Genomic DNA, 21,358 nt, shown 5'->3' on the forward strand with positions numbered 1-21,358 from the left:
CCCGCTACTCACCAGCGGCAGGTCCCGGTCCAGCCGAGCATGGCGACGCTGTGGGTGAAATTCCTGCAGCTACGATGCCACTACGCGCGCCACCTCCTGGGCGGCCGAGGATCGCAACGGCGATGATGGCTACAAGCAACTTTGCTATCTGCTTTGCGCCCACCTGAGCGTGGGCCCCAGGATCGCAACAACGGCCTCAAGAAGCGCCTGACCGGCTAACAGAACAGCGGTCGCCCTCCGGGCGGCCGAGGATCGCGACAACAACCTGGAGACCGGCGACGTCCTTGACGGAACCAGCGGCGGCGCGCCGTGCGGCCACCCTGCAGGGGGCGCAACGGCGCTCTCAAGGTGACTGAAGAACGCACTATCGCACTTCCGCCGCGGCTCCGCTGGCCACCTGAAGGGAGCGCGTGGGGTGGTTCGCGGGGCCTATGGCTCTCGCGTGCTAGTTAGGCATGTCCGAAAAAGCATCGTCCGCCTTCAATGGCGGGCGAGGATCGCAACGCCCCTAGATGGCTGCTCGCGCATGGCGAGGAACAGAAGCGGCCGCTCTTGAGAGCGGCCGAGGGTCGCAACGGGTCCGGTTTTACTCTGCGCATACGCGCTCGGCATACATCGAGCTCGCCTTTGGAGTCGTCAAGGGTTGCAACTGCTCTTCCTATCCCTTCACAGCCGTTGTGGAATCGGTGGATCAGGGACCCGCCGAGGTGGGACTCAAGGTGACGTGCTCACGAAGTGGCTGATTCACGCTTGTTGTGTTCCTGTGCTGTCGGCTAGGTGACCGAACGATCCGCGTCCTCCGCTGCGGTTCTGTCTTTCAGTTGCTCGCAATCCTCGGCCGCCGGCAAGTCGGCGCCGCTGCCGGGCTCATAGCATCCAAACTTCATGGCCCGGGAAGTTGCGGTCCTCGGTCGCCGAGGGCCGCGCTGTGTCTCGCTCAGCCAGTCGACATCGCGGTCAACCCGTTGCGATCCTCAGCCGCTACATGGCGGCCGCTGTTAGCGGTACTCGGTACCCCGAATCTCGCCTTCCGTATTGCGACGCTCGGCCGCTTCGGAAGGTGGTCGCTCGATCGCTACATATGCGGCTACCCCCCTGGAGTCGTCGCGATCCTCGGCCGCCTCGGAGCGAGACCGCTGCGACTCAACCTACGGCTTCGCCGCCGGCCTGAGCTCATCGCGATCCTCGGCCACACCGAGCGGCGGCCGCTACCAAACGTTGATGAGGTTGGACGCGCCGTTCGCGGTATTGCGATCCTCGACCCCCGAGGCCGGCGACAGCCGTCGCTGGCCGCGGGTGACCATTGGCATTCCGCGGTCCGATCCTCGGTCGTATTCGAGGGATACGGAATCGCGGGCCAGACTGGTCGGAGGAGCGTCGAGTTCAGACCCCAACTCCTCCACGAGGACAACTGCGGTGACCGTATCGGTGTCGCTCGAGTCGAGCTTGATGTCTTTGCGATCCTCGGCTCCCCTAAAGCGTGGTCGCTGCTTCTGGTGGCTTCTCAGAGCGCAACGTCGGCGTAGTTGCGATCCTTGGACGGCTTGGGGCGCCCGGCTGTGGACTGAAAGCGCATCGAGCTGGAGACGGACCTGTTGCGATCCTCGGTCGTACCCTAGAAGGCGACCGCTTCAGCCCATCAATCGAACTCTGAATACATGTTGACATGCGTTTTCAGGCTCCTCTGAGAGGCCATGCGAGCAAGTGATTGAAGAGCTGCTGATCCCATCGCTTGTTGCGATCCCCTGCGACTTCTGTGCAGCAGTAGCGGCCGGTCGCTAACGCTCAACGACTACGTGACTAGGAGGTTGCGATCCTCGGCCGACTCGAACAGTGACCGCTACGGACGTCCCTGACGGCGAAGCCCATCCGACCCTCGCTTCGACTTCTGCCGCTCCGTAGAGTGCCGTGCTTTTCGTGCCGTGCCAGCCGAACCCAAATAACGTGGTCATTGCGATCCTCGGGCCCCTGGCAGCAGGCGCCAACGCTGCTTTCAACCATCCCCGCCGTTGTGATCCTTGATCGCCTGGAGGGCGGCCGCTGAGGGACGAGCCTGCGAGCCACTGCAATTTCCAGCCGTCAGGGGACGGCCGCTGATAGGCCCTAAGCGCAGCCCACGCTCGTCGCCTCCCTGGACCATCGGCGGGACGGCTGCTACACGGCGTTAGGGGATCAATTCGGTCAGTTGCACGCCGGACGGAAGCTCGTCGTCATTGACCGATAGGGTGTACTCGGCGAAGCTTCTCGGCGCTGCGTCGGATGACGCGCCGACCCGGGCGACCTGCACCCGCTCGGTGAGCCGGTGCGCCGGTGCCGCGCCGAACGCATCGCCGTGGCTGAACACGTACAGGCCCCGGGGAGTCAGCCGTCCCCGCGTCGCAGTGCGGTCGTGATCAAACATCATCTCCAGGCTGCGGTACAGCATTTCCAGATCGCGTTCGTCGACTCCGGTCTGGCGGCCCCGTGAGGCCGAGTAGAAAATCTCGGCGCGGTAAAGGCCGTAGGGGACGGCCCATTTGCCGCCGATCTCGGTGGTTTCGCCCTTGTCGATGTCCTCCTGCCTGGTCTGGGTGACGCGAGTGATCGCATGATCCATTGGGAACACCGGATCCACGGAGCGTGCCATGGTCAGCTGCAACGGCCCGCGGACCTGTCCGAGTGCCCCCGTCTTGCCCACCGACAGAACCGCTCCGAAAAGACGGATGTCGACGTAGCGGTCGCAGAGCCAGGCCCGTGCCTGGGCTGCCTGCTCCGGCGTGATTTTGTCGCCTAGCTTGAGGCCCGTGGCCTCGTAGGACTCCTCCAGCCGCGGGTTAAGGGCGTATCCGGGTTCGACGAATAGGCCGTAGCGTGGATCTCCGTCGGCGGCGAGGGCCATGGTGTCGCGAATCTTGCGCTTCAGTGCGACGTCGGTCACCAGTCCGTGTCCTGATTCGTCGTCCATGCGGGGACGGTTGCCGGCATCCGGGTCGCCGTTCGGGTTGCCGTCGGTGACGTCGAACAGGAAGACCATGTCGTGGCGGACGGCCGGGTTGAGGTGCGCAGCGGTGCTCGTGTCTGGCGTGGTGGTCACGGGCGGGCTCCTTCGGGTTGGGGCTGATCGGTATCCGGGTTCTCCACACCGGGCGTCGTGTCGGTGCTCGTCCGCTTCGTAAAGAAGGCTGAGCGCTGGTGGTGGTAGCCCAGCAAGAACTGGGCCTGCCCGCGCAGAGTCGTACGGGCGGGGATGCCGTCGGTGGGCAGCCGGTCGAATACCTCAGACAGGAGTTTCTCGTGGTGGATCGCGGCACCGAGATTGGTGCGGCGCAGCCGCTTAAGCCAGGCGGTGGCATCGCGCCGTCCGGCGACCAGGGCCGCCCGCGGGTTGGTGACCGCCCCGGCGAAGTACCGGTCGCCGTACGTGGTGTTGAGGTTCTTGTTGAAGTCCTGCTGGATCTTCTCGATCACGGCGAAGGCGCGGCCGCAGACGTAGGCGGGGTCGGTGCTGGTTGGGTCGAGTCCCGGCATTGGCGGGGTTCCTCCCGGCAGGGTGCGGACGAGGGCAAGGCGGATCAGTCCAGTGCGGGCGTCGTCGAGCCGACCGTCGGTACACACTCGGTGCACGAGATGGACGAGCAGGGACGGCGGGAGCTTCGCCCCGTGGATCGCGGCACGGAGGAGGTCGCGGTGCACGTCCTGCGGGCGGTCGGCACCCTTCGCGCCGAACTCGGCGTAGCGGCCGGGATGACCGGACTGCCAGCGACCCATCGCGCGCATGAGCTGCGTCAGGGAGTGCCAATGCGGGTTCCCGGCCCAGAGCGGGTCGATCTCGGTGTCGGTGAACCAGGCGGCGATGTGTCGCCGCAGCTGCTCCAGCGGCATCTCCACCCAGTCGCGGACCATCACGCGCGAGACGTTGCCGCCCACCACCAAGGAACAGAACGTCTCCTGCTCGATCAGACGATCAGCGGCGGCCTCCGGGGTTCTTGAGTCGATCTCCCTCCCGCGCTGCACACCACGCAGCAGGTTCGTCACCCGTTCGGGATCGGGCGCGTCGAGGTCCGCGAGCGGGTCGCTCTCACTCCCGGGAACCCACCAGGCCAGCCGACTGTCCTGCCCGCCGAAGGAGGCTGTGCGGCCGGAAGAAAGGATCAGGCGAAGCCCTGCGGATGTGCCTTCCCCGCAGGTCACGCAGATCGGGACGGCAGCGAGCTGGGTGGAGAGCTGGTAGCCGAACACAGACCGGTTCACGCTGACCAGCGCCGCTTCCTGCGTCGCGCCGGGCACCAGATGGGCCGGCGTCTTCTTGGGAATCGTGTCCAACAGTGGCCGCTTCCGCCCGCACACCAGACAAAGCCCGGACCGACCGGCGCCCTTGCGTCGAGCAACCTCCGCGGCCCAAAAGGCGGCCGCGGACGGTGCCCGGTGGGCGAACGTGTCGCCGACCATCACGACGACGCCCTGCTTCGACGTCCACTCCGGTGGACGGACGACACGAGCCGGTCCGCCGCTAGCCAGAAAGGAGGCCAGCGCCTGCGGCACCGGGTCGTCCGCCGCCTCCGGGGACGCGGCCCATCGGCGCGTCAGGTCGACGAAGTCGGCGTGGCAGGCCGTCACGCGGATCGGCTTGCCTTTTGCGTCCGCCCACCCAAGCACGTACTGCACGTCGTCTGCCCCGAGGTTCGCCGAGACGCCCGACGTGCGCACGGCCGAGGGCACCAAGTGGGCCACTCCTCGCGGCCGGCCCTTGGCGTCCAGCACCTGGAGCGGCACGAGATGAGGAACCTCAAGGTGTCCGTCTTCCCGCAGCGTGAGCTGCCACTGGAAGGTTCGCTCCCCATGGAACGGGGCCAGCGCGTCGTGGCTCTCGGCGTACTGGACAAGGCGCTGGAGCAACATCAGGCCACGCCCGTCCCCGGAATGCCTCGTTCAGGGACGTGTAGAACCCCGTGGTCCAGTCGAGCAGTGAACCAGGTGAACGACGCCGGGGTGGTCGAGTGGTCGACGGAGTGCAGCATGATCCCGAGGTCCTCGGTGTGTCCGATCGGCGGTTTGTCGTCCGGTTCTCCGAAGTAGGCCGTGAACTCGCGGGTGCCGAGGTAGGGCTGGGTGAAGCAGGCACCACGGGCGACACGACGACGGAACTGATCCCGGTAGGCCGCCTCGGGCTTTGTCGCGTGCGGCCGCAACTGGACTTGGGCGTGGATCCGATACGCGACGTCACGCAGGCAGACGGCGTTGCGCTGCACACGGTGAGCCTGCGGATCGACCCGCCGGCGGCCGGTCGCCGCCTCGGACAGGGAGGGCAGATCGGTTGTCTCGTTCCTCCGCTGGGTGAACTGCCGGATCGGGTTGAGGACCTCGATGGTGACGATCTGCCAGGAGAACTCCGGCTTCCAGAAGATCGCCTCGCACACTCCCTGGGCCGCGGACGGCGTCATCACGGGGTAGGAGACCCGCTCGACCTTCAACTCCGGGCGGGTGAACAGGGCGCCGTCGCCCCACACCTGTACGACCACCGGCGGGCGCTCTCCGCCCGGCGGCGGCATGACTGACGTCATCGCAGCTCCCACGCTCCTCAAGATCAACGGGCAGGACTGTGGCAGGGGCCACCGACAGTTCCGGCCCGGGCGGTATCGAGCCGAAGAGAACCGTCAGGACACGGACGGATCGAGGACGGTCTCGTCGATTCCCACGACGGGGTCGTAGTGGCCTCGCCAGAGCCGCAGCCCGTCCAGCAGCTCCTCGCTGACCGCTCGAACCTCCGGCCTATCGGCTACTGGAATTGGCAAGCTCACGAGATAGGGCTGCAGAGCCCGGAGCATGTCTCGACGAGGAGCCGTCCCCGAGCGGACCTCTGCGACCAGGGCGTCTACGACACCGGTCGTGTCCCACCGGACGACGAGCTGCACCGTCTCGTCGGGCAGCATCCGGAAGGCCCGACTCAGATCGCGGCCTAGGTCCCCGCCGACGTCGCGCAGCGGTCCGTCGGCGACGGTCTGGAAGTTCAGCTGGGACCGATGCCGCTGGATGCTGCGGGCCGGCTCAGCCTCGTCGATGTTCAGGGTGTCGCACAGGCTTCGGTAGTACGCCGCGAGCGCCGTTCGGTTGTCAGGATCGGCCCGCCCGGGGCCGAAGAACTTCTTGGTTAGGGCCACCCGGGTTCGGTAGTCGGGCGGCTGGGAGCTGTCGACCGGGTCGACGATGATCACGCGTCCGTTCTCGGGACGGCGCCCTTCGCGGTTCGCTCGACCGGCGGCCTGCTGCAGAGAGTCTGCGGGCGCGAGCGCTCGCACGACGACCGGGAAGTCGACGTCGACACCCGCCTCGATCAGCTGGGTTGACACCAAGACGACGGGGCGGTCGGCCTGGAGCTCGGCGAGCACGCTCTCGAGCACTTCCCGCCGGTGGCTCCCGCACATGCGGGTCGAGAGGTGCCGGACATCGTCGCCTCGCCGCTCTCCGAGAAGGCGCTGCATTCGTCGCGCGTCCGCGGTCGTGTTCAGGACGATGAGCGCCTGGGGCATCTTGGCGATCTCGTCAGCGAGTTGCGCGAAGGTCGGTCGCGGATCCGTGCGCCATTCGTAGACCACCCGCCGCATCCGGGCATACATCGGTGCTGGGTCGGGCACGACCTCGCGGATCACGACCGAGTCCGGGGGAAAGGTCTGCAGGTGCTGGAACTCCGGTTGGGTCGCGGACGTGAGCAACACCGTCGTGCCGAAATGCTCGGACAGCACCCGCAGCCCGTCGAGGATCGGTGGAAGCAGCCGGTCCGGCAGGGCCTGTACCTCGTCGAGAACGAGCACCGCGTTCGCGAGCCGGTGCACCTTACGGCTACGTGCGGGCTTTCGCCCGAACAGGGAGTCGAACAGTTGCACCGTGGTGGTCACCACGAACGGCGCGTCCCAGTTCTCGGCGGCCAGCCCCTGCCAGCGACGGGCCGGCGAGCCGTCCTCCGGGTCGATACCGGAATGGTGCTCCAGGACGAGTTCGTCGCCCAGCAGCTGTCGATACACCTGCGCGTTCTGCTCGGTGATCGTCAGGTAGGGGACGGCGATGATCACCCGTTCCTTCGCCCACCGCGCGGCGTGGTGCAGGGCGAAGCCCGCTGAGGCCAGGGTCTTGCCCGCACCGGTCGGGGCCGGCAGCCGGTAGATGCCCGAGGGGCCCGCGGCGGCGGCTACCGCCGCCGCATACAGCTCCAACCGCACGTCGTCCACGGGTGACGGCCGTCGTCCTGCGAGGAGCTCCGCGCGACGCTTCTCGAACACCTCCACGAGATCGCCGAAGTCGGCCGGGGAAGACGTCCCCGGCGCTGCGGAGCCGGCGAAGTGTGCGGCGGTGTCGAGGTGATCGGCGTCGACGAGCGCGGAGAACACCATGCGCAGGCCCATCTCCAGCACCCGGTCGTTTCCGGCTGACGACCAGGCGCGCGGGATCAGGGCGGGGCCTTCGCCTCCACCTTCTACTTCCGGCAGCAGGTCGCGAAGGCGCTGCACCGTGGCGGCCGTTTGGCTCTCCCGAGCCCGTTCGAGACGAAGCTCCTCGGCCACGTCGCCTCGATCCAGCAGCCCGCCATGATGGGCCAGGATTGCGCCGGCGGCGTGCTTGGCCCGGGGATAGGCCAGCCAGGCACCGAGCTGCTTGTGGGGCAGTCCGGCCCGAGCCTCCGTCCCTTCCACTTCGAGCAGGCGAGCCTGCCACTCGCATGACGCCTTCCCGGCGTCGTGGAGCAGGCCGAGGACGTAGGCCAGCTCTCCGGCTCCGAACGGCTCGGCGAACCGGCGCGCGAACTCCGCCGTCCCGCGCAGGTGATCGGCCAGGGCATGCCGATGCCCGTCACGGTTCATCGAGTGCGCCCACACGGCTCTTCCTCCTCCTCTCGCTACCAGTTCTCGCACTCCTGCCGCCCTGAGCGGTCGGTGTCCGCCTGCCTTGTCGGACCGAACGGCGCAGAGGCGGATGCGGAGGACGGTAGGGAGCGGTGCCATTGCGCAGCAACCGGGGGAAGGGACTGGGGCGCTGTGACGCCGAGGACCTCCACGACGATCGGTGGAGCTCGGACTCGACGGGGTGTTCTCGGAGGGGCCGTTCCAGATGCGGGGCAATGCGCCCGCAGCGCGAACGGGTGACCTCGTGACCGGGGATACGCGGCTAGCTGCTCGGTCGCACTACGAGACGCCTCAGAGGATTGTTGCGGTGCGGTCACGATCTGGCGGAGTTGAACGACGGCGGCAGTGAGGCTGAAGGCCTTCGCCGTCGTCCCTCCGATGGACACGCGAGGTGGGCGGCGTGCCCACGAGGCTGGTGGCCGGGTTAGCCGTCCTGTGCAAAGCGCTCGTAGTAGTGGAAGTCGAGCAGGTCAGTCACCTCGGCCCTGGCCGACTCGCGCCACGCGATGGCCTCGTTGATGCCGTAGCCGGTGGAGTGGACGTAGGCGGTCTTGAAGCGCTGCAGGGTGGGCGGGAAGCCCGGCAGCCCAAGGAGGCTGCCGAGGTGGAACGTCGCGACGGGGTCTTCGAGGAAGTCAACGGTCGTGAAGACGTGAACTGACTCGGCGGCGTGGGTCAGCTGCCGGACGAACCCGTAGTTCTGCCCGCCGTGCCTGAGGCGTTCGGCCTGGTCCAGGAAGACGACCGGGCCGCCCGCCTTCCAGAACGACTGCCGCGCTTCCCGGAACATCCGGCAACTAATCACCCGGACGGCGGCCTCCTCGGCTACCGCGGCCCGGGACGCCTTCGATCTACCCGGACTGAGTCGGTCGTCGCCCGTCAGGTTGCGGATCGCCAGCTCCGGCAGGAACTCCCTCAGCCTCGCCGTAAGCCCGTCGGACTCCTCGAGAGCGGCGGTCAGGACCATCCCGGGCCGAGCTGCGCTCAGAGCGCCGCCCTCGGCGAGCCGCGCGATACGGCCGGCGATGACGACGGCGTTGTCGCTCCACGGCTCGTGCGTCGTCCACGTGCGGCTGAAGCACCGCATGTGGGCCAGCTCGCTGGTCTGCTCGGGCGAGAGCTGCCCGCCGGGCAGCTGGCCGAAGTCGAAGTAATTCAGGGTGTTCGTGTTCATACCGCTTTCCGTGTCGAAGCCCTGTTAGAGGGCAGGGCGCAGCCGCTGCCGCCCCAAGGGCGGCCTCGCTGTGGTTGAAGGCGGGGCCTCAGCCCCGACCGGGGTCCGTCGGCCGAAACGGGCCATGAGCCCGTCCGTGCTTCGCGTTTCGCCTTGACCGGATGGTCGATAACGAGCCGAGCGCCCTGCGTGGCGCTCGTTCGGCGCCTCGGCCCAGAAGCCGAGGCCCATCCCGAGCGGCTGCGCCTCAGCGCAGCGGTCGTGATCGGCGCTCTTGCTGATCCGGGCGCTGGCAGGCGCCCAGATCGGGGCGGGTGCCCGCCCTTCGAGGCGGGCTCCCGACGGGTAATTCATACGTGGGTCGAGGAGGGGGGTTGTAGGGGGGAACCAACCCACCCACCCAGGGGTCCTCGCCCAGCTCGTCACCCACCGGCCGAGGTCGAGGAAGCGTCGCGCGGGGGCACCCACAGACCCTTGGTGGCCATGGTCCGCACGAGGTTGCGACCCGAATCCTCGTTCTGGACGCTCCCCATTCGGTCCGCCAGGTACTGGCCAAGGGCGCGCTGGCTCAAGCCGGGCGGGGCCTTCTGCAGGTGCGTCAGGGCCTCCTGATAGCGGACCGCCGCCTTCCTGGTGCGGCCGTCGGTCTTGGCGGTCGGTGAGGTCGTATCCGCGACTGTGGCGGCGTCCGCGAGCCCGAGTGGGGACGCATGGACGATCCGGCCGCCGTCCCGCCTCAGTCGGTACTCAACATCAGCGGCGTCGTTCCCGTGGCTTCGCAGGGTGGTGCGGGTGACCTTCATGCTGTGGCGGAAGAACGCCGGGATGGAGTGGACGCCCGCCGGCTTCTTCCCACCACTGTTGGTGTGGTGAACCAGCACCACGGCGACCCCGGCGCGGGCGACGGCCCCGAGACAGGCGAGCGGACGGGCGACTTCGGCGTTGGAGTTCATGTCCACGGCGCCCGCCCAGGCGTACAGGTTGTCCACCAGCACGACACCGAAGCCCGCGGCCGCGGTGTTCTGGGCGAGGGTCTGCCAGCGATCGACGTCAACGGCGGGCGGGCGCGCGAGGAGCACGGTGTCCTCGAAGCCGTTGCCGAGCCGCTCGGCGTACTCCCACTCCCCGCCGGCGTCCGCTGCCAGAACGAGGCACCGGCGGGCTCCGCCGTGGACGGGCTGGCCGAGCCAGCAGGTGCCGGCGACGAGGGCCTTGATCATGTCCACCATGAGCCAGGTCTTCCCGGCCTCGCTGAGGCCGTAGACCAGCGTCGTGGTGGCGTGCAGCAAACCCTCGACGACGAAGCGCGCGCGGTCCTCGTTGTCCCAAAGCACCTCGTCGACCGTCCGGGCGGCCAGGAACTCACGCAGTCGTGCGGTCGAGGCGACGATCGGCATGGACATCGTCACGAGGGGGTGTATCCGTTCGGAGCCACTTGCTCGTCGACCCACGTGTCGACGTCCGTCTGCCGGTACCGGACGTACTTCCCGACGCGGTAGCGCTTGGGGCCAGTCCCGCGCGAGTTCCACGCGAAAACCGTGGCGACGGGGACGCCGAGGTAGGCGGCGACGTCCTGGACGGTCATGAGACCTTGCATCGAGATTTCCTCTTCTGGTGTAGGTTGTGACCAGGTTGGTGATGTCGACCAACGTAGCAGGGCCGTCGCCGAAAGAGGAAGGATCGTGACCAGGATGGGAACGGGCGAGGTCACACGAGGCCCAGTGGCCCCACGAGTAAGCGCCAACCTGCGCGAACTCCGGGAAAAGAGAGGCCTGTCACTCGCGGAGCTGTACGCCCGCCTGGATCGGCTGGGGCGGCCGATCGTGCCGACGGGCCTCCACAAGATCGAGAAGGGGACGCGGCGGGTCGACGTCGATGACCTCGTAGCTCTGGCCATGGCGCTCAACGTCACGCCGACACGTCTTCTGCTCCCTGGTGCTGCGCAGCCTGATGACGCTCCCGTGGAGTTGACCCCTGCGCGAGCGGTCCCGTGGGAGAGAGCGTGGGCCTGGGCGGTCGGCCGCGAGGCGCTGCCGGCGGCCGACCAGCCGACGGACGGAGAGGTCAGTGCGGAGCAGGACTACGAGTTCGCCGAGGTGAGCCGTCCCTACGACCCACCGCCGGAGCTGCTCATGTCGGAGATCGAGGCGATGGAGGCCGAGCTCGGTCCCCTCGTGCAGGAGTGGATCGCCGCGATCCGAAGCGGTCACAGCCCGGAGCGTCTGGTCCTCCTGCTCCGAGCCGAAAGCCTGCTGAACCGCCTTCCAACCGGAGGAGAGATCAGCATCACCCACGATTCGACTAGGAGCGCCCGTGGCTAGCGTCGAGATGCGTTCGACCCGTCGGAACGGGAAGCCGGCGAAGGTCTACGACGTCCGGTTCCGCGATCCGGACGGTCGGCAGCGCAAGAAGACGTTCGGCAAGAAGGCTGATGCCGATCGGTTCGCGGCGACCGTCGAGGCGGACAAACACCGCGGTCAGTATGTCGATCACGCCGACCGGACGACGGTGACCGAGTACGCCCGTGCCTGGGCGGCTGCCCGTCCGCATCGCGCGAGCACTGCGGCCCGGGTGGCGAGCCTCATCGACGTCCACCTCGCTGGCACGCGGCTCGGGCAGCGTCGTCTGGCTGACGTCCGCCCGTCCGAGGTGCAGGCATGGGCGACCGATCGGGCGCAGGTGCTCGCGCCGTCAACGCTCCGCGCCCTCGTCCGGCTGCTGCGTTCGGTCTACAGCAGCGCCGTGCTCGACCGGCTGGTCGCCTCGTCGCCGGCAGTCCGGGTGCAGCTGCCCCGAGACGACCGGGAGCGCGTCGTCCCGCTGACCGTAGCCCAGGTGAGCGCTCTTGCGGACGCAATGCGGTCCCGCAGCCGCGCCATGGTGCTCACCCAGGCCGGGCTGGGCCTGCGCCTGGGCGAGCTCTTGGCTCTGCGGGTGCAGGATGTCGACTTCCTGCGGCGCACGGTGCGGGTGGAATTTCAGATCGCCCCGCGCACCAAGGTGCGTACCGAGCCGAAGACGCCACGCTCCCGGCGGACCGTCCCACTGCCCCAGGTCGTCGCCGACGCCCTGGCCGCCCACATCAAGGAGTACCCGCCGGGCGCCGACGGGTCGCTGTTCGTCACCAACACCGGCGAGGTCTACGGGCGCGAGTACTACGGGGCCCTGTTCACGGCGGCGGCGAAGCGGGCCGGGTTGTCAGCGGGGACCACCAGCCACGACCTGCGGCACCACTATGCGAGTGTGCTGCTGGCGGCCGGCGAGTCGGTGGTGGCGGTCGCCGAACGCCTCGGCCATGAGAACGCCACGCTAGTCCTGAAGACCTACGGGCACCTCATGCCGGACTCGGAGGACCGCACGCGGCGGGCGGTGGACGAGGCGTGGTGTGCCATCACCGCGCCATCGGAGCAGTCAGTGGGCAGCTGACCTGCGGAAACAGGAGGAATCGTGCAGTTCGGTCGGTACTACGAGGAGTTCGAGGTCGGGGCCGTCTACAAGCACTGGCCCGGCAAGACCGTCACCGAGTACGACGACCACCTGTTCTGCCTGATCACGATGAACCACCACCCGCTGCACATGGACGCGCACTACGCGGCGGAGACCACCGACTTCGGCAAGAACGTCGTCGTCGGCAACTACGTCTACTCGCTGCTGCTCGGCATGAGCGTTCCCGACGTGTCGGGCAAGGCCATCGCCAACCTGGAGATCGAGTCGCTGCGGCACGTGGCGCCCACGTTCCACGGCGACACCATCTACGGCGAGACCACGGTGCTGGACAAGACCGAGTCGAAGTCCAAGGGCGACCGCGGGATCGTGCACGTCGAGACGATCGGCTACAAGCAGGACGGCACCGTCGTGTGCATCTTCCGGCGCAAGGTCATGGTGCCCAAGCGCTCGTACGGCGAGGCGCGCGGCGGCGAGCAGCCGGGCCGCCCGGAGCCGGTGCGGAAGTAGGTCAGCCGGGCAGCACGCCCCACTCGCGGAGGGTCTCCACGAGCCGGGGCGTGCAGCCCAGCCCTGCCAGGTCCGCGGGGGCGACGAAGCGCGCGTCGTCGGCGTCGTCCCCGGCCACCGGCACGGCCGTCGGGTCGAGCGGCGTGCAGGCGAGATCGACGACGTCGTAGTCGACCGCGCCGGCCGGGATGAGGATGCGGCCGACCACGGCGCCGGCGCGGACGTCCAGCCCGGTCTCCTCGCGCACCTCCCGGACGACCGCCTGCTCGGCGGTCTCCCCGGGTTCGACGCGGCCGCCGGGCAGCGACCACAGCCCCCGGCTCGGCTCCTGCCCGCGGCGGATCAGCAGCAGCCGCCCGGCGCCGTCGCGCACCACCGCGCCGACGCACGGGACGCGGGGGACAGGGGCGACCATGCGGCGAGGCTACGGAGGCCGCGCGCCGTGCGGGCGCTCGGCTTGACGAGAGCCCGCGCGGACAGGACGGTGTTCCGCGATGAGCGTCTCGGCGGTCTGCCCCCGGTGCGGTGAGCAACTGGTCGTGCGCCCGGGCCACGACGCCCAGGCCTGGTGCCACCTGCACGGGGCCGTGACCCCGCTGCACCACACGGTGCTCATCGCGCACGACGCCATCAGCGCGGTCACCGCCGACGCGCGCGTGCCCGCCTGGGTGCCCGACCCCATGCCGACCGGCTGGACGGTCACCGGGCTGGCCTGGGGCGGCGAGCCCGGCGCGCGGGCCATCGTCGTCGACACCGCCGGCCCCGCACCGCTGGGCGGCTCGGCCGAGCTGGTGCTGGTCGCCGAGGAGCCGGGCACCGGCGTCGGCTGCGGCTACGCCGGGCTGCCGGGTCTCGACCCCGGCGACGTCATCACCGGTCCCTCGTCGGTCGACGTCAAGGCGGCCGGCCAGCGGGCGCCGCTGTGGGCGGTGCCCACCTCCGACGACCGCGCGGCGTTCGTGGGCGAGGCCTACGGCGTCTGGCTGTGGCTGGTCATGTGGCCGATGAACGCCGCCTGGCTGCTCGCCGAGCAGCTGGAGCTGCTGGACCTGCGCGACCGGCTCTACCCCGACCTGCCGCTCGGCCCGCCGAGCGAGCACCTGCTCCCGGGGAAGTAGCCGACCGACCCGGCGCGTCGCCCGGGCAACCCGTGAGGCCTGTGTGAGCCTTGGGACGAAGCGGTCCGCCACCCCGGCGGGCCACCCGGCGGAGGTGACGGTGAGCTTGAAGAAGGTCGTCACCTGGCTGGTCATCGCCTTCGTGGTCTTCTACGTGATCAAGTTCCCGGAGAGCTCGGCCGAGTTCGTCCGCAGCGCCGGCAACGCCCTGGGCAACGCGGCGTCCTCCCTCGCGGACTTCGTCGGCTCCCTGGGCTGAGGTGACCCCGCCCGCGCCCCACGCGGAGGAGACCGGCCACCCCCGGACCATGTACGAGGGGCGGCGGGCCCGCAAGGACGTCGCCAAGTACCTCCTCCCCGGCGAGGAGGTCATCATCGCCACCCGCCGGCACTGGGCCTCGCTGTTCGAGCCGGCCGCGAAGTCGCTTCCCGCCGTCGCCCTCGGGTTCTGGCTGCTCACCCTCGACCCCGACAACCGGGTGAGCAGCTCGGCCGGGCTGCTGCTGCTCGTCGCCGGCCTCGGCTACCTCGGCCTGCACGTGGCCGAGTGGTACATGCGCCACTTCATCGTCAGCCCGCGGCGCATGCTGCTCACCTCCGGCGTCATCGTCCGTACCGTCACCCTGCTGCCGCGGCGGCGGATCACCGACCTCACCTGGCAGGAGACGCTGTTCGGCCAGGTCCTCGGCTACGGCACCTTCCGCATCGAGTCGGCCGGCCAGCACCAGGCGCTGTCCCGCGTCACCTTCCTGCCGCGCGCCGACGTGCTCTATCGCAAGATCAGCGAGCTGCTCTTCCCCGGCGACAACGGCGCCGGCGGCGTCGACAACGGCGACCTCGGCGACGAGGAGCCGCCACCCCCGCCGCCGCGCCGGCCACCCCCGCCACCGGCCGGACGGCAGGACACCGAGCCGATCCCGCGCCGTCCGCCCCCGGGCACGGGACCCTGAGCGCCGGGCGACAACCCGATCGGGCAGGGTGGACGGCGATGCGGATCGACCTGCACACCCACTCCACGGTGTCCGACGGCACCGAGACCCCGGCCGCGCTCATGGCCACCGCGCGCGCGGCCGGGCTCGACGTGATCGCGCTGACCGACCACGACACCACCGACGGCTGGGTCATGGCCGCCGCCGAGCGCCCGCCCGGCCTCACGGTGATCCCCGGCATGGAGCTGTCGTGCCGCTGGTTCCCGGACGACGACCGGCCGATCAGCGTGCACCTGCTGGCCTACCTCTTCGACCCCCAGCACCCGGCGCTGATGAGCGAGCGCACCCGGCTGCGCGAGGAGCGGCTCGGCCGCGGCGAGAAGATCGCCGCCGCGCTCGCCGCCGCCGGCTACCCGATCAGCTGGGAGCGGATCGTCGAGGCCAGCGAGGGCGGGGTGGTCGGGCGCCCGCACATCGCGCGCGCCCTCGTCGAGGCCGGCGTCGTCGACTCGGTCGACCACGCCTTCGCCACGCTGCTGCACCCGCGCAGCCCGCACTACGTCGCCAAGCGCGACACCGACGTGCGCGAGGGGATCGCGCTGGTCCGCGCCGCGGGCGGCGTCCCGGTGTTCGCGCACGGGCTGGCCACCAAGCGCGGCCGGGTCGTCGGCGACGACGCGATCCGCGCCATGGCCGAGGCCGGCCTGCTCGGCCTCGAGGTCGACCACCCCGACCACAGTCCTGAGGAGCGCGCGCACCTGCACGGCCTGGCCCGGGAGCTCGGCCTGCTCGCCACCGGGTCCAGCGACTACCACGGCACCAACAAGACGACCCCGATCGGCGCGTGCACCACCGACCCCGAGCAGCTGGAGGCGCTGATCGCCGCCGGCGCGGGCAGCGCGCCGTTTGGGGACTGACGCCTGATCGCGGCCGGACGCGGCTAGCGTGGAGGCGTGAGTTCCGGCGCCGCGCAGCTCGAGATGCCGGGCATGCCCAGGCGGCTCTTCCCGGCGACCCCGAGCAAGCTCGCCTGCTTCAGCGACTGCCCGCGCCGCTACCGCTACGCCTACGTCGACCGCCCCACCCCGGCCAAGGGCCCGGCCTGGGCGCACAACAGCGTCGGCGCCGCGGTGCACGCCGCGCTGCGGTCGTGGTTCGAGCTGCCGGTCGACAAGCGCACCACCGCCGCCGCCCGGCAGCTGCTCTACGGCGCGTGGTCACCGGCCGGCTTCCGCGACGCCGAGCAGTCCGAGCGCTGGCGCGCGCGGGCGGCCGGCTGGCTCACCGAGTACGTCGCCGGTCTCGACCCGGGCGACGAGCCGGTGGGCACCGAGCGCACCGTCGGCTGCACCACCACCGCGCTCGCCCTGTCCGGCCGGGTCGACCGCATCGACCGGCGCGGCGACGAGCTGGTGGTCGTCGACTACAAGACCGGCCGCAGCGTCAGCACCGACGACGACGCCCGCGGCTCACCCGCCCTCGCCGCGTACGTGCTCGGCGTCCGCCGCACCCTGCGCCGCCCCTGCTCCCGGGTCGAGCTGCACCACCTGCCCAGCGGCACCGTCGCCGCCTTCGAGCACACCGACCGCTCGCTGGCCAACCACGTGCGCCGGGCCGAGGACGTCGCCGCCGACATCGGCGCCGCCACCCGGGCGATGGAGGAGGGGCTGGACCCCGACCAGGCGTTTCCCCCTGCCCCGGGGCGGCAGTGCGCCTGGTGCAACTTCCGCCCGAGCTGCCCGACCGGGCAGGCGGCCACCCCGCCGCGGGAGACCTGGAGCTTCCTGGCCGACGACGACGCCTAGCCGCCGAACCCCCGCACGGCGAGGGACACCCCGAGCGCGGTCATGACGACGGCGATCGCGCCGTCGAGCACCCGCCACGCGACCGGCCGGGCGAACACCGGCCGCAGCAGCCGGGCGCCGTAGCCGAGGCCGGCGAACCAGGCCAGGCTCGCCACGCCGGCCCCGGCGGCGAACTCCCACCGGTGGTCGCCGTAGGTCGCCGACGTCGTGCCGAGCAGCACCACGGTGTCCAGGTAGACGTGCGGGTTCAGCCAGGTCAGCGCCAGGCAGGTGCCGACGGTGACCGCCAGCCCGGTGCGCGCGCCCGCGGCCGAGGGGAGCAGCGCCCCGGGCCGCAGGGCCCGCCGCAGCGCCAGGACGCCGTAGCCGATCAGGAACGCCGCGCCCGCGAAGCAGACCACCGGCACCAGCCACGGCACCCGGGTCAGCGCCGCCCCTGCGCCGAGCACCCCCGCCCCGATCAGCGCCAGGTCGGAGACCGCGCACACGGCCACCACGGCGGTCACGTGCTCGAGCCGCAGCCCCTGCTGGAGCACGAAGGCGTTCTGCGCGCCGATCGCCACGATCAGCCCCAGCCCCAGCGCGAGGCCGGAGAGGACGGCGACGAGGGCCTGGGCGTCGAGCACGCCTCCGACGCTAGGAAGCCCCACGCGGACAGTCCAGCTCAGAATTCTGCACCAACGTTAGCGTTGCTTCATGGACCTCGACCTGGCCCAGCTGCGCGCGCTCGACGCCACCGTCCGCGCGGGCACCCTCGAGGCGGCCGCCCGCGCGCTGCACGTCACGCCGTCGGCGGTCAGCCAGCGGCTGCGCGCGCTCGAGGTCGCCACCGGCCGGGTGCTGCTCGTGCGCACCAAGCCGGTTCAGGTCACCGAGTCCGGCCAGGCGGTGCTGCGCCTGGCCCGGCAGGTCGCGCTGCTCGCCGCCGACGCCGTGCGCGAGCTCGGCGGCGGCGAGCACGCCGACCGGCCGGCCACCCTGCCGATCGCGGTGAACGCCGACTCGATGGCCACCTGGGTCCTGCCCGCGCTCGCCCCGCTGGCCGGCGAGCACGTCTTCGACCTGCACCGCGAGGACCAGGAGCACACCAGCGCGCTGCTGCGCTCCGGGACCGTGATGGCCGCCGTCACCACCGACGCCGTCCCGGTGCCCGGCTGCGCCGTCACCCGCCTCGGCGGCATGCGGTACCGGCCGATGGCCGCACCGGGGTTCGCGCGGCGCTGGTTCCCCGACGGGCCGACGCCCGAGGCGCTGCGTGCCGCGCCCGTCGTCGTCTTCGACCGGCGCGACGACCTGCAGCACCGCTACCTGCGCGGCCGGGCGCCCGACGCCGACCCGCCGGCCCACTACGTGCCCGCGTCCGCCGACTACCTGGCGGCGGTGGTGCTGGGTCTCGGGTGGGGGATGCTCCCCGACCAGCAGGTGCGCGGCGCCGACCTCACCGTGCTCGACGAGGACGGCGCCGTCGACGTCGTCCTGCACTGGCAGCAGTGGAAGCTGCGCTCGGCGGGCCTGGACCGGGTGCGCGAGGCCGTGCTGGCCGCCGCCCGCGAGCAGCTGGATCAGGCCGCGCCGGCCACCCGCTCGTAGCCGGCCCACACGATCGGCGAGCGCCGCGCGTTCTGCGGCAGCGCCAGCGTCGCCTGCCGGAACGCCTTGAGCGCCGCGGTCGTCGCCGGCTCGGTGAGCGCCAGCCCCGGCATCGAGTAGGTCCGCCGCGCCCACCGGGGCAGCGACGCGAAGGCGAGCGAGGCCAGGGTGCCCCACGCCGGCCGGGCCGGGGTGAGGAAGCGCACCCACGCCGGCATCGGCGGCAGCAGCACCAGCCGGGCGGCGTCGCGCGCCGCCGGCGTCAGCGCCAGCGACGGCCGCATCACGTCGAAGTAGGCGGCGAGCGCCGCCACGGACCCGGGGACGTCGGCCTCCGCCGCGCCGACCAGCACCGCGGCGGTCACCTGCTCGGCGACGTAGCGGTCGGCGTCGTCGCCGGTGAGCGGGACGCCGCCGCGCCGGGCGACCGACAGCAGCGAGTCGACCTCGCAGCAGTGCACCCACAGCAGCAGGTCGGGGTCGTCGACGCGGTACTCCCGCCCGGTCGTCCCCTCCACGCCGCCGAGCCGCCGGTGGATCCCCCGCACCCGGCGCACCGCGCGCAGCGCCTCCCGGCGGGTGCCGAACGTCAGCGTGTCCACGTAGGCGGCGGTGCGCACCAGCCGCGGCCACGGGTCCTCGCGGGCCGCGGTGTTGCTCGCGACGCCGTCCATGGCGACCGGGTGCAGCGCCTGCAGCAGCAGGGCGCGCAGCCCGGCGACGGAGAAGGTCGGGTCGCTGTGCACCCGCCAGGTGACGCTCTGGGGACCGAAGAACCCGAGCAGGTCGTCGGCGTCGTCGTCGCTCACGAGGCCGCCTGTACCCCGGACGCGGTGACGCTGCCCCAGAAGTCGAGCAGGATCTCGAGCGTCCGCGCCGGGTTCTCGACGGCGGGGGAGTGGATCGACCCCGGGATGACCTCGTACCGCGCGGCCAGCCGCACCGCCATGTCGGCCTGCGCCTCCGGCGTCCAGGCGTCGTCGGCCACCCCGTGCGCCACGAGCACCGGCACGCCGGTCGCCGCCAGCTCCGCCACGCGGTCGGGCTCGCTGGTCATCGCGTCGGCCATGCCGCGCAGCCCGGCGGCGGAGTTGCGCAGGAACCGCTGGGACAGGAACGCCCGCGTCGGCGCCGGCACCGCCTGCGCCTTCGGGTCGGTCATGGCCAGCTGCTCCATCGCCTCGTGCACCGCGGGCACGCCGCCCTCGGACAGCAGCGGCCGCATGTGCTCGAGGACGACCGCCCGCGGGCCGACCAGCTTCGACGGGCCCGAGCCCAGCAGCGTCAGCGAGGTGAACAGCGCCGGCTCGGCGAGCACGGCGCCGCGGCAGACCAGCCCGCCGAAGCTGTGCCCGAGCAGGTGCAGCGGTGCGGGGTTCTCGGCGCGCAGCTCCCGGGCCACCCCGACCACGTCCTCGGCCAGCGCGGCGACGGTGTAGGCGTCGGGGTCGTCGGGGCCGGGCGACTCGTACTGCCCGCGCTGGTCGAGCGCGACCACCCGGTACCCGGCGCCGCACAGCGGCCGCAGCAGCGGGGCGAAGTCCTCCTTGGTGCCGGTGAAGCCGGCGACGAGCAGGACGGTGGCACCGTCGGCGGGACCGGTGTCGAGCGCGGCGAGCGGGCCGGCGCCCCCGGCGAAGGTGCGGTGCGCGGCGTCGTGCTCGGCGAGCTGGCGCAGGTCGGTGGGCGCGATCGCGAGCGGAACGGCGTCGGAGGAGCCACCGGGCAGGACCATGCCCTCAGTGAACCCCACGCCCCCTCAGCGGTAGGCGCGCACCTCGTCGGGCAGGCGGTACACCACCACGTCGCCGACCACGGTGCTCGTTCCGCCGACGGGCAGGTCGGCGACCGCCGAGCGGCCCAGCTCCGCGCCGGTGGTGGGCTCGCGCTCGACGAAGGCGCCGTCCTCCGGCACGAACAGGGAGGTGCGCGGCAGGCCGACCTTGAGCACCGGCTCGCTGGTGGGCAGGCCGAGGGCCGGCTGCTGCCAGGCGAGCCGGCCGGCGTCGGGCTCGAGGGCGACCAGCGTGCCGCGCGCCCAGACCAGGACGGTCGCGCCGACCTCCGTGGCCAGCGGCGCGGGCTCGTCGGCGCCCGCCGCGGGCAGCCCGACCGTCGTCACCGGGGTGCCGTCGGCGGCCGCCAGCAGCCGGAGCTCGTCCCCGACCACGACCGTCACGCCCCGGTCGGCGGCGGCGAGGACGGGGTCGGACCCGTCGCCGGCCGGCAGGTCCGCCGTCCACACGGCGGTGCCGTCGGCGCTGTCGATCAGCCGGACGCGCAGGCCGGCGACGCCCTCGCAGCGGAGCAGGACGGCGACGCCCGACGAGCCGGGCACCGCCCCGGCGACCAGGCAGTCGTCGGGGGTGTAGCGCCACCGGATGTTGTCGCCGATGGGGTCGATGACGACGACGCTGCCGCGGCCGGTCGCCAGCACCACCGCGGCGCGGCTGGACAGCGTGACGTCGGGGTCGAAGCCGACGTTGCGGGTCCAGGCGTAGACGCCGGTGTCGGCGCGCAGCGCCACCGCCTCGTCGCAGCGCTGCTCGGTGCGGAACACGGCGACCACGACGCCGTCGGTGGCCGTCGCGTCGCACAGCCGTGCGTTGCTGCGCGTGTAGTGCCAGGCGGTCTCCCCGGTGGCCGGGTCCAGCGCCCGCAGCCCGTGCGCGTCGCCGACGACCACCCGGGAGCTCTCGACCACCTGGTCGGGGGCCGTGCCCGCGGGCACCGACCAGGCCTCGGTCAGCTCAGCCGCCGGGGCCCCGCTGGGCAGGGCGGCCTTCGGTGCGGTCGAGCGGTCGGTCGCCGCGGCGTCCGAGCCCCGCCACAGCAGGGTGGCGACGACGACCAGCGCGAGGGTGGCCGCCGTCCAGACCCACACCCGCAACGGCGGGCGGCGCAGCCGTGACTG

The 21,358-nt window shown here is 71.4% G+C and carries 21 protein-coding genes; 9 read left to right on the forward strand and 12 right to left on the reverse strand.

What is annotated here, in order from left to right; all coding sequences use genetic code 11:
* Positions 1-2,164: 2,164 nt before the first annotated feature.
* From cas7c to ACI797_RS17805, 7 genes are all read right to left on the reverse strand, one after another.
* Positions 2,165-3,073, reverse strand: a complete 909-nt coding sequence (gene cas7c / locus ACI797_RS17775; RefSeq protein WP_456860076.1) for a type I-C CRISPR-associated protein Cas7/Csd2 — start codon at positions 3,071-3,073, stop codon at positions 2,165-2,167.
* Positions 3,070-4,878 carry a type I-C CRISPR-associated protein Cas8c/Csd1 gene (gene cas8c / locus ACI797_RS17780; RefSeq protein ID WP_456860077.1) on the reverse strand — a complete coding sequence of 603 codons (1,809 nt, stop codon included), beginning with the start codon at positions 4,876-4,878 and terminating at the stop codon, positions 3,070-3,072. Before cas8c ends, cas7c begins: the two co-directional genes overlap by 4 nt.
* Entirely contained in the window at positions 4,878-5,540 is a 663-nt protein-coding gene (gene cas5c, locus ACI797_RS17785) for a type I-C CRISPR-associated protein Cas5c (RefSeq protein ID WP_456860078.1), read from the reverse strand. The genes cas8c and cas5c overlap by 1 nt, the downstream gene beginning before the upstream one ends.
* A 93-nt stretch (positions 5,541-5,633) precedes the next feature.
* Positions 5,634-7,847: a CRISPR-associated helicase Cas3' gene (cas3, locus tag ACI797_RS17790; RefSeq protein ID WP_456860079.1), complete on the reverse strand. Its 2,214-nt coding sequence runs from the start codon at positions 7,845-7,847 to the stop codon at positions 5,634-5,636.
* 451 nt (positions 7,848-8,298) lie between these two features.
* Complete coding sequence (locus tag ACI797_RS17795; RefSeq protein ID WP_456860080.1) at positions 8,299-9,048, reverse strand: hypothetical protein; 750 nt, start codon at positions 9,046-9,048, stop codon at positions 8,299-8,301.
* 422 nt (positions 9,049-9,470) lie between these two features.
* Complete coding sequence (locus tag ACI797_RS17800) at positions 9,471-10,451, reverse strand: AAA family ATPase (RefSeq protein ID WP_456860133.1); 981 nt, start codon at positions 10,449-10,451, stop codon at positions 9,471-9,473.
* 2 nt (positions 10,452-10,453) lie between these two features.
* Complete coding sequence (locus ACI797_RS17805) at positions 10,454-10,633, reverse strand: helix-turn-helix transcriptional regulator (RefSeq protein WP_456860081.1); 180 nt, start codon at positions 10,631-10,633, stop codon at positions 10,454-10,456.
* Positions 10,634-10,739: 106 nt separating this feature from the next.
* Here ACI797_RS17805 and ACI797_RS17810 point away from each other — a divergent pair, with 106 nt between their 5' ends.
* From ACI797_RS17810 to ACI797_RS17820, 3 genes are read left to right on the forward strand one after another with little or no spacing between them, the layout of a single operon-like run.
* Positions 10,740-11,369 (forward strand): helix-turn-helix domain-containing protein, encoded by a 630-nt coding sequence (locus tag ACI797_RS17810; RefSeq protein ID WP_456860134.1) that lies wholly within the window; start codon positions 10,740-10,742, stop codon positions 11,367-11,369.
* Complete coding sequence (locus ACI797_RS17815) at positions 11,362-12,474, forward strand: tyrosine-type recombinase/integrase (protein WP_456860082.1); 1,113 nt, start codon at positions 11,362-11,364, stop codon at positions 12,472-12,474. The genes ACI797_RS17810 and ACI797_RS17815 overlap by 8 nt, the downstream gene beginning before the upstream one ends.
* Positions 12,475-12,495: 21 nt before the next feature.
* Positions 12,496-13,002, forward strand: coding sequence for a MaoC family dehydratase (locus tag ACI797_RS17820; protein WP_456860083.1), 507 nt, complete (start codon positions 12,496-12,498; stop codon positions 13,000-13,002).
* A gap of 1 nt (position 13,003) precedes the next feature.
* Here the strand turns inward: ACI797_RS17820 and ACI797_RS17825 are convergent, their stop codons facing one another.
* Positions 13,004-13,417, reverse strand: a complete 414-nt coding sequence (locus tag ACI797_RS17825) for an NUDIX hydrolase (RefSeq protein WP_456860084.1) — start codon at positions 13,415-13,417, stop codon at positions 13,004-13,006.
* Positions 13,418-13,496: 79 nt separating this feature from the next.
* On the opposite strand from ACI797_RS17825, the gene ACI797_RS17830 reads away from it, so the two are divergent.
* The 5 genes from ACI797_RS17830 to ACI797_RS17850 all read left to right on the forward strand — a co-directional run bounded on the left by ACI797_RS17830 (position 13,497) and on the right by ACI797_RS17850 (position 16,854).
* On the forward strand, positions 13,497-14,120 hold the full coding sequence (locus tag ACI797_RS17830; protein ID WP_456860085.1) for a DUF6758 family protein: 624 nt from the start codon (positions 13,497-13,499) through the stop codon (positions 14,118-14,120).
* A 100-nt stretch (positions 14,121-14,220) separates the two neighbouring features.
* Positions 14,221-14,379, forward strand: coding sequence for a hypothetical protein (locus tag ACI797_RS17835; protein ID WP_456860086.1), 159 nt, complete (start codon positions 14,221-14,223; stop codon positions 14,377-14,379).
* Between the two features lies 1 nt (position 14,380).
* A complete protein-coding gene (locus ACI797_RS17840; RefSeq protein ID WP_456860087.1) occupies positions 14,381-15,070 on the forward strand; it encodes a PH domain-containing protein in 690 nt (229 codons plus the stop codon).
* Between the two features lie 38 nt (positions 15,071-15,108).
* Positions 15,109-15,966, forward strand: coding sequence for a PHP domain-containing protein (locus ACI797_RS17845; protein WP_456860088.1), 858 nt, complete (start codon positions 15,109-15,111; stop codon positions 15,964-15,966).
* Positions 15,967-16,002: 36 nt separating this feature from the next.
* The gene (locus ACI797_RS17850) at positions 16,003-16,854 is read left to right on the forward strand and encodes a RecB family exonuclease (RefSeq protein WP_456860089.1); all 852 of its coding nucleotides are present in this window, start codon (positions 16,003-16,005) and stop codon (positions 16,852-16,854) included.
* Here the strand turns inward: ACI797_RS17850 and ACI797_RS17855 are convergent.
* On the reverse strand, positions 16,851-17,480 hold the full coding sequence (locus ACI797_RS17855) for a LysE/ArgO family amino acid transporter (protein WP_456860090.1): 630 nt from the start codon (positions 17,478-17,480) through the stop codon (positions 16,851-16,853). The two genes, ACI797_RS17850 and ACI797_RS17855, sit on opposite strands and share 4 nt — an antisense overlap.
* Positions 17,481-17,550: 70 nt before the next feature.
* Here ACI797_RS17855 and ACI797_RS17860 point away from each other — a divergent pair, with 70 nt between their 5' ends.
* Complete coding sequence (locus ACI797_RS17860; protein WP_456860091.1) at positions 17,551-18,444, forward strand: LysR family transcriptional regulator ArgP; 894 nt, start codon at positions 17,551-17,553, stop codon at positions 18,442-18,444.
* On the opposite strand, the gene ACI797_RS17865 is transcribed toward ACI797_RS17860, so the two are convergent.
* From ACI797_RS17865 to ACI797_RS17875, 3 genes are read right to left on the reverse strand one after another with little or no spacing between them, the layout of a single operon-like run.
* Positions 18,417-19,253 (reverse strand): oxygenase MpaB family protein, encoded by an 837-nt coding sequence (locus ACI797_RS17865; protein WP_456860092.1) that lies wholly within the window; start codon positions 19,251-19,253, stop codon positions 18,417-18,419. The two genes, ACI797_RS17860 and ACI797_RS17865, sit on opposite strands and share 28 nt — an antisense overlap.
* Positions 19,250-20,197, reverse strand: coding sequence for an alpha/beta fold hydrolase (locus ACI797_RS17870; protein WP_456860093.1), 948 nt, complete (start codon positions 20,195-20,197; stop codon positions 19,250-19,252). The genes ACI797_RS17865 and ACI797_RS17870 overlap by 4 nt, the downstream gene beginning before the upstream one ends.
* A 6-nt stretch (positions 20,198-20,203) precedes the next feature.
* On the reverse strand, positions 20,204-21,328 hold the full coding sequence (locus ACI797_RS17875; protein WP_456860094.1) for an outer membrane protein assembly factor BamB family protein: 1,125 nt from the start codon (positions 21,326-21,328) through the stop codon (positions 20,204-20,206).
* Between the last annotated feature and the right edge of the window lie 30 nt (positions 21,329-21,358).

The organism is Geodermatophilus sp. SYSU D00691, from assembly GCF_054050275.1.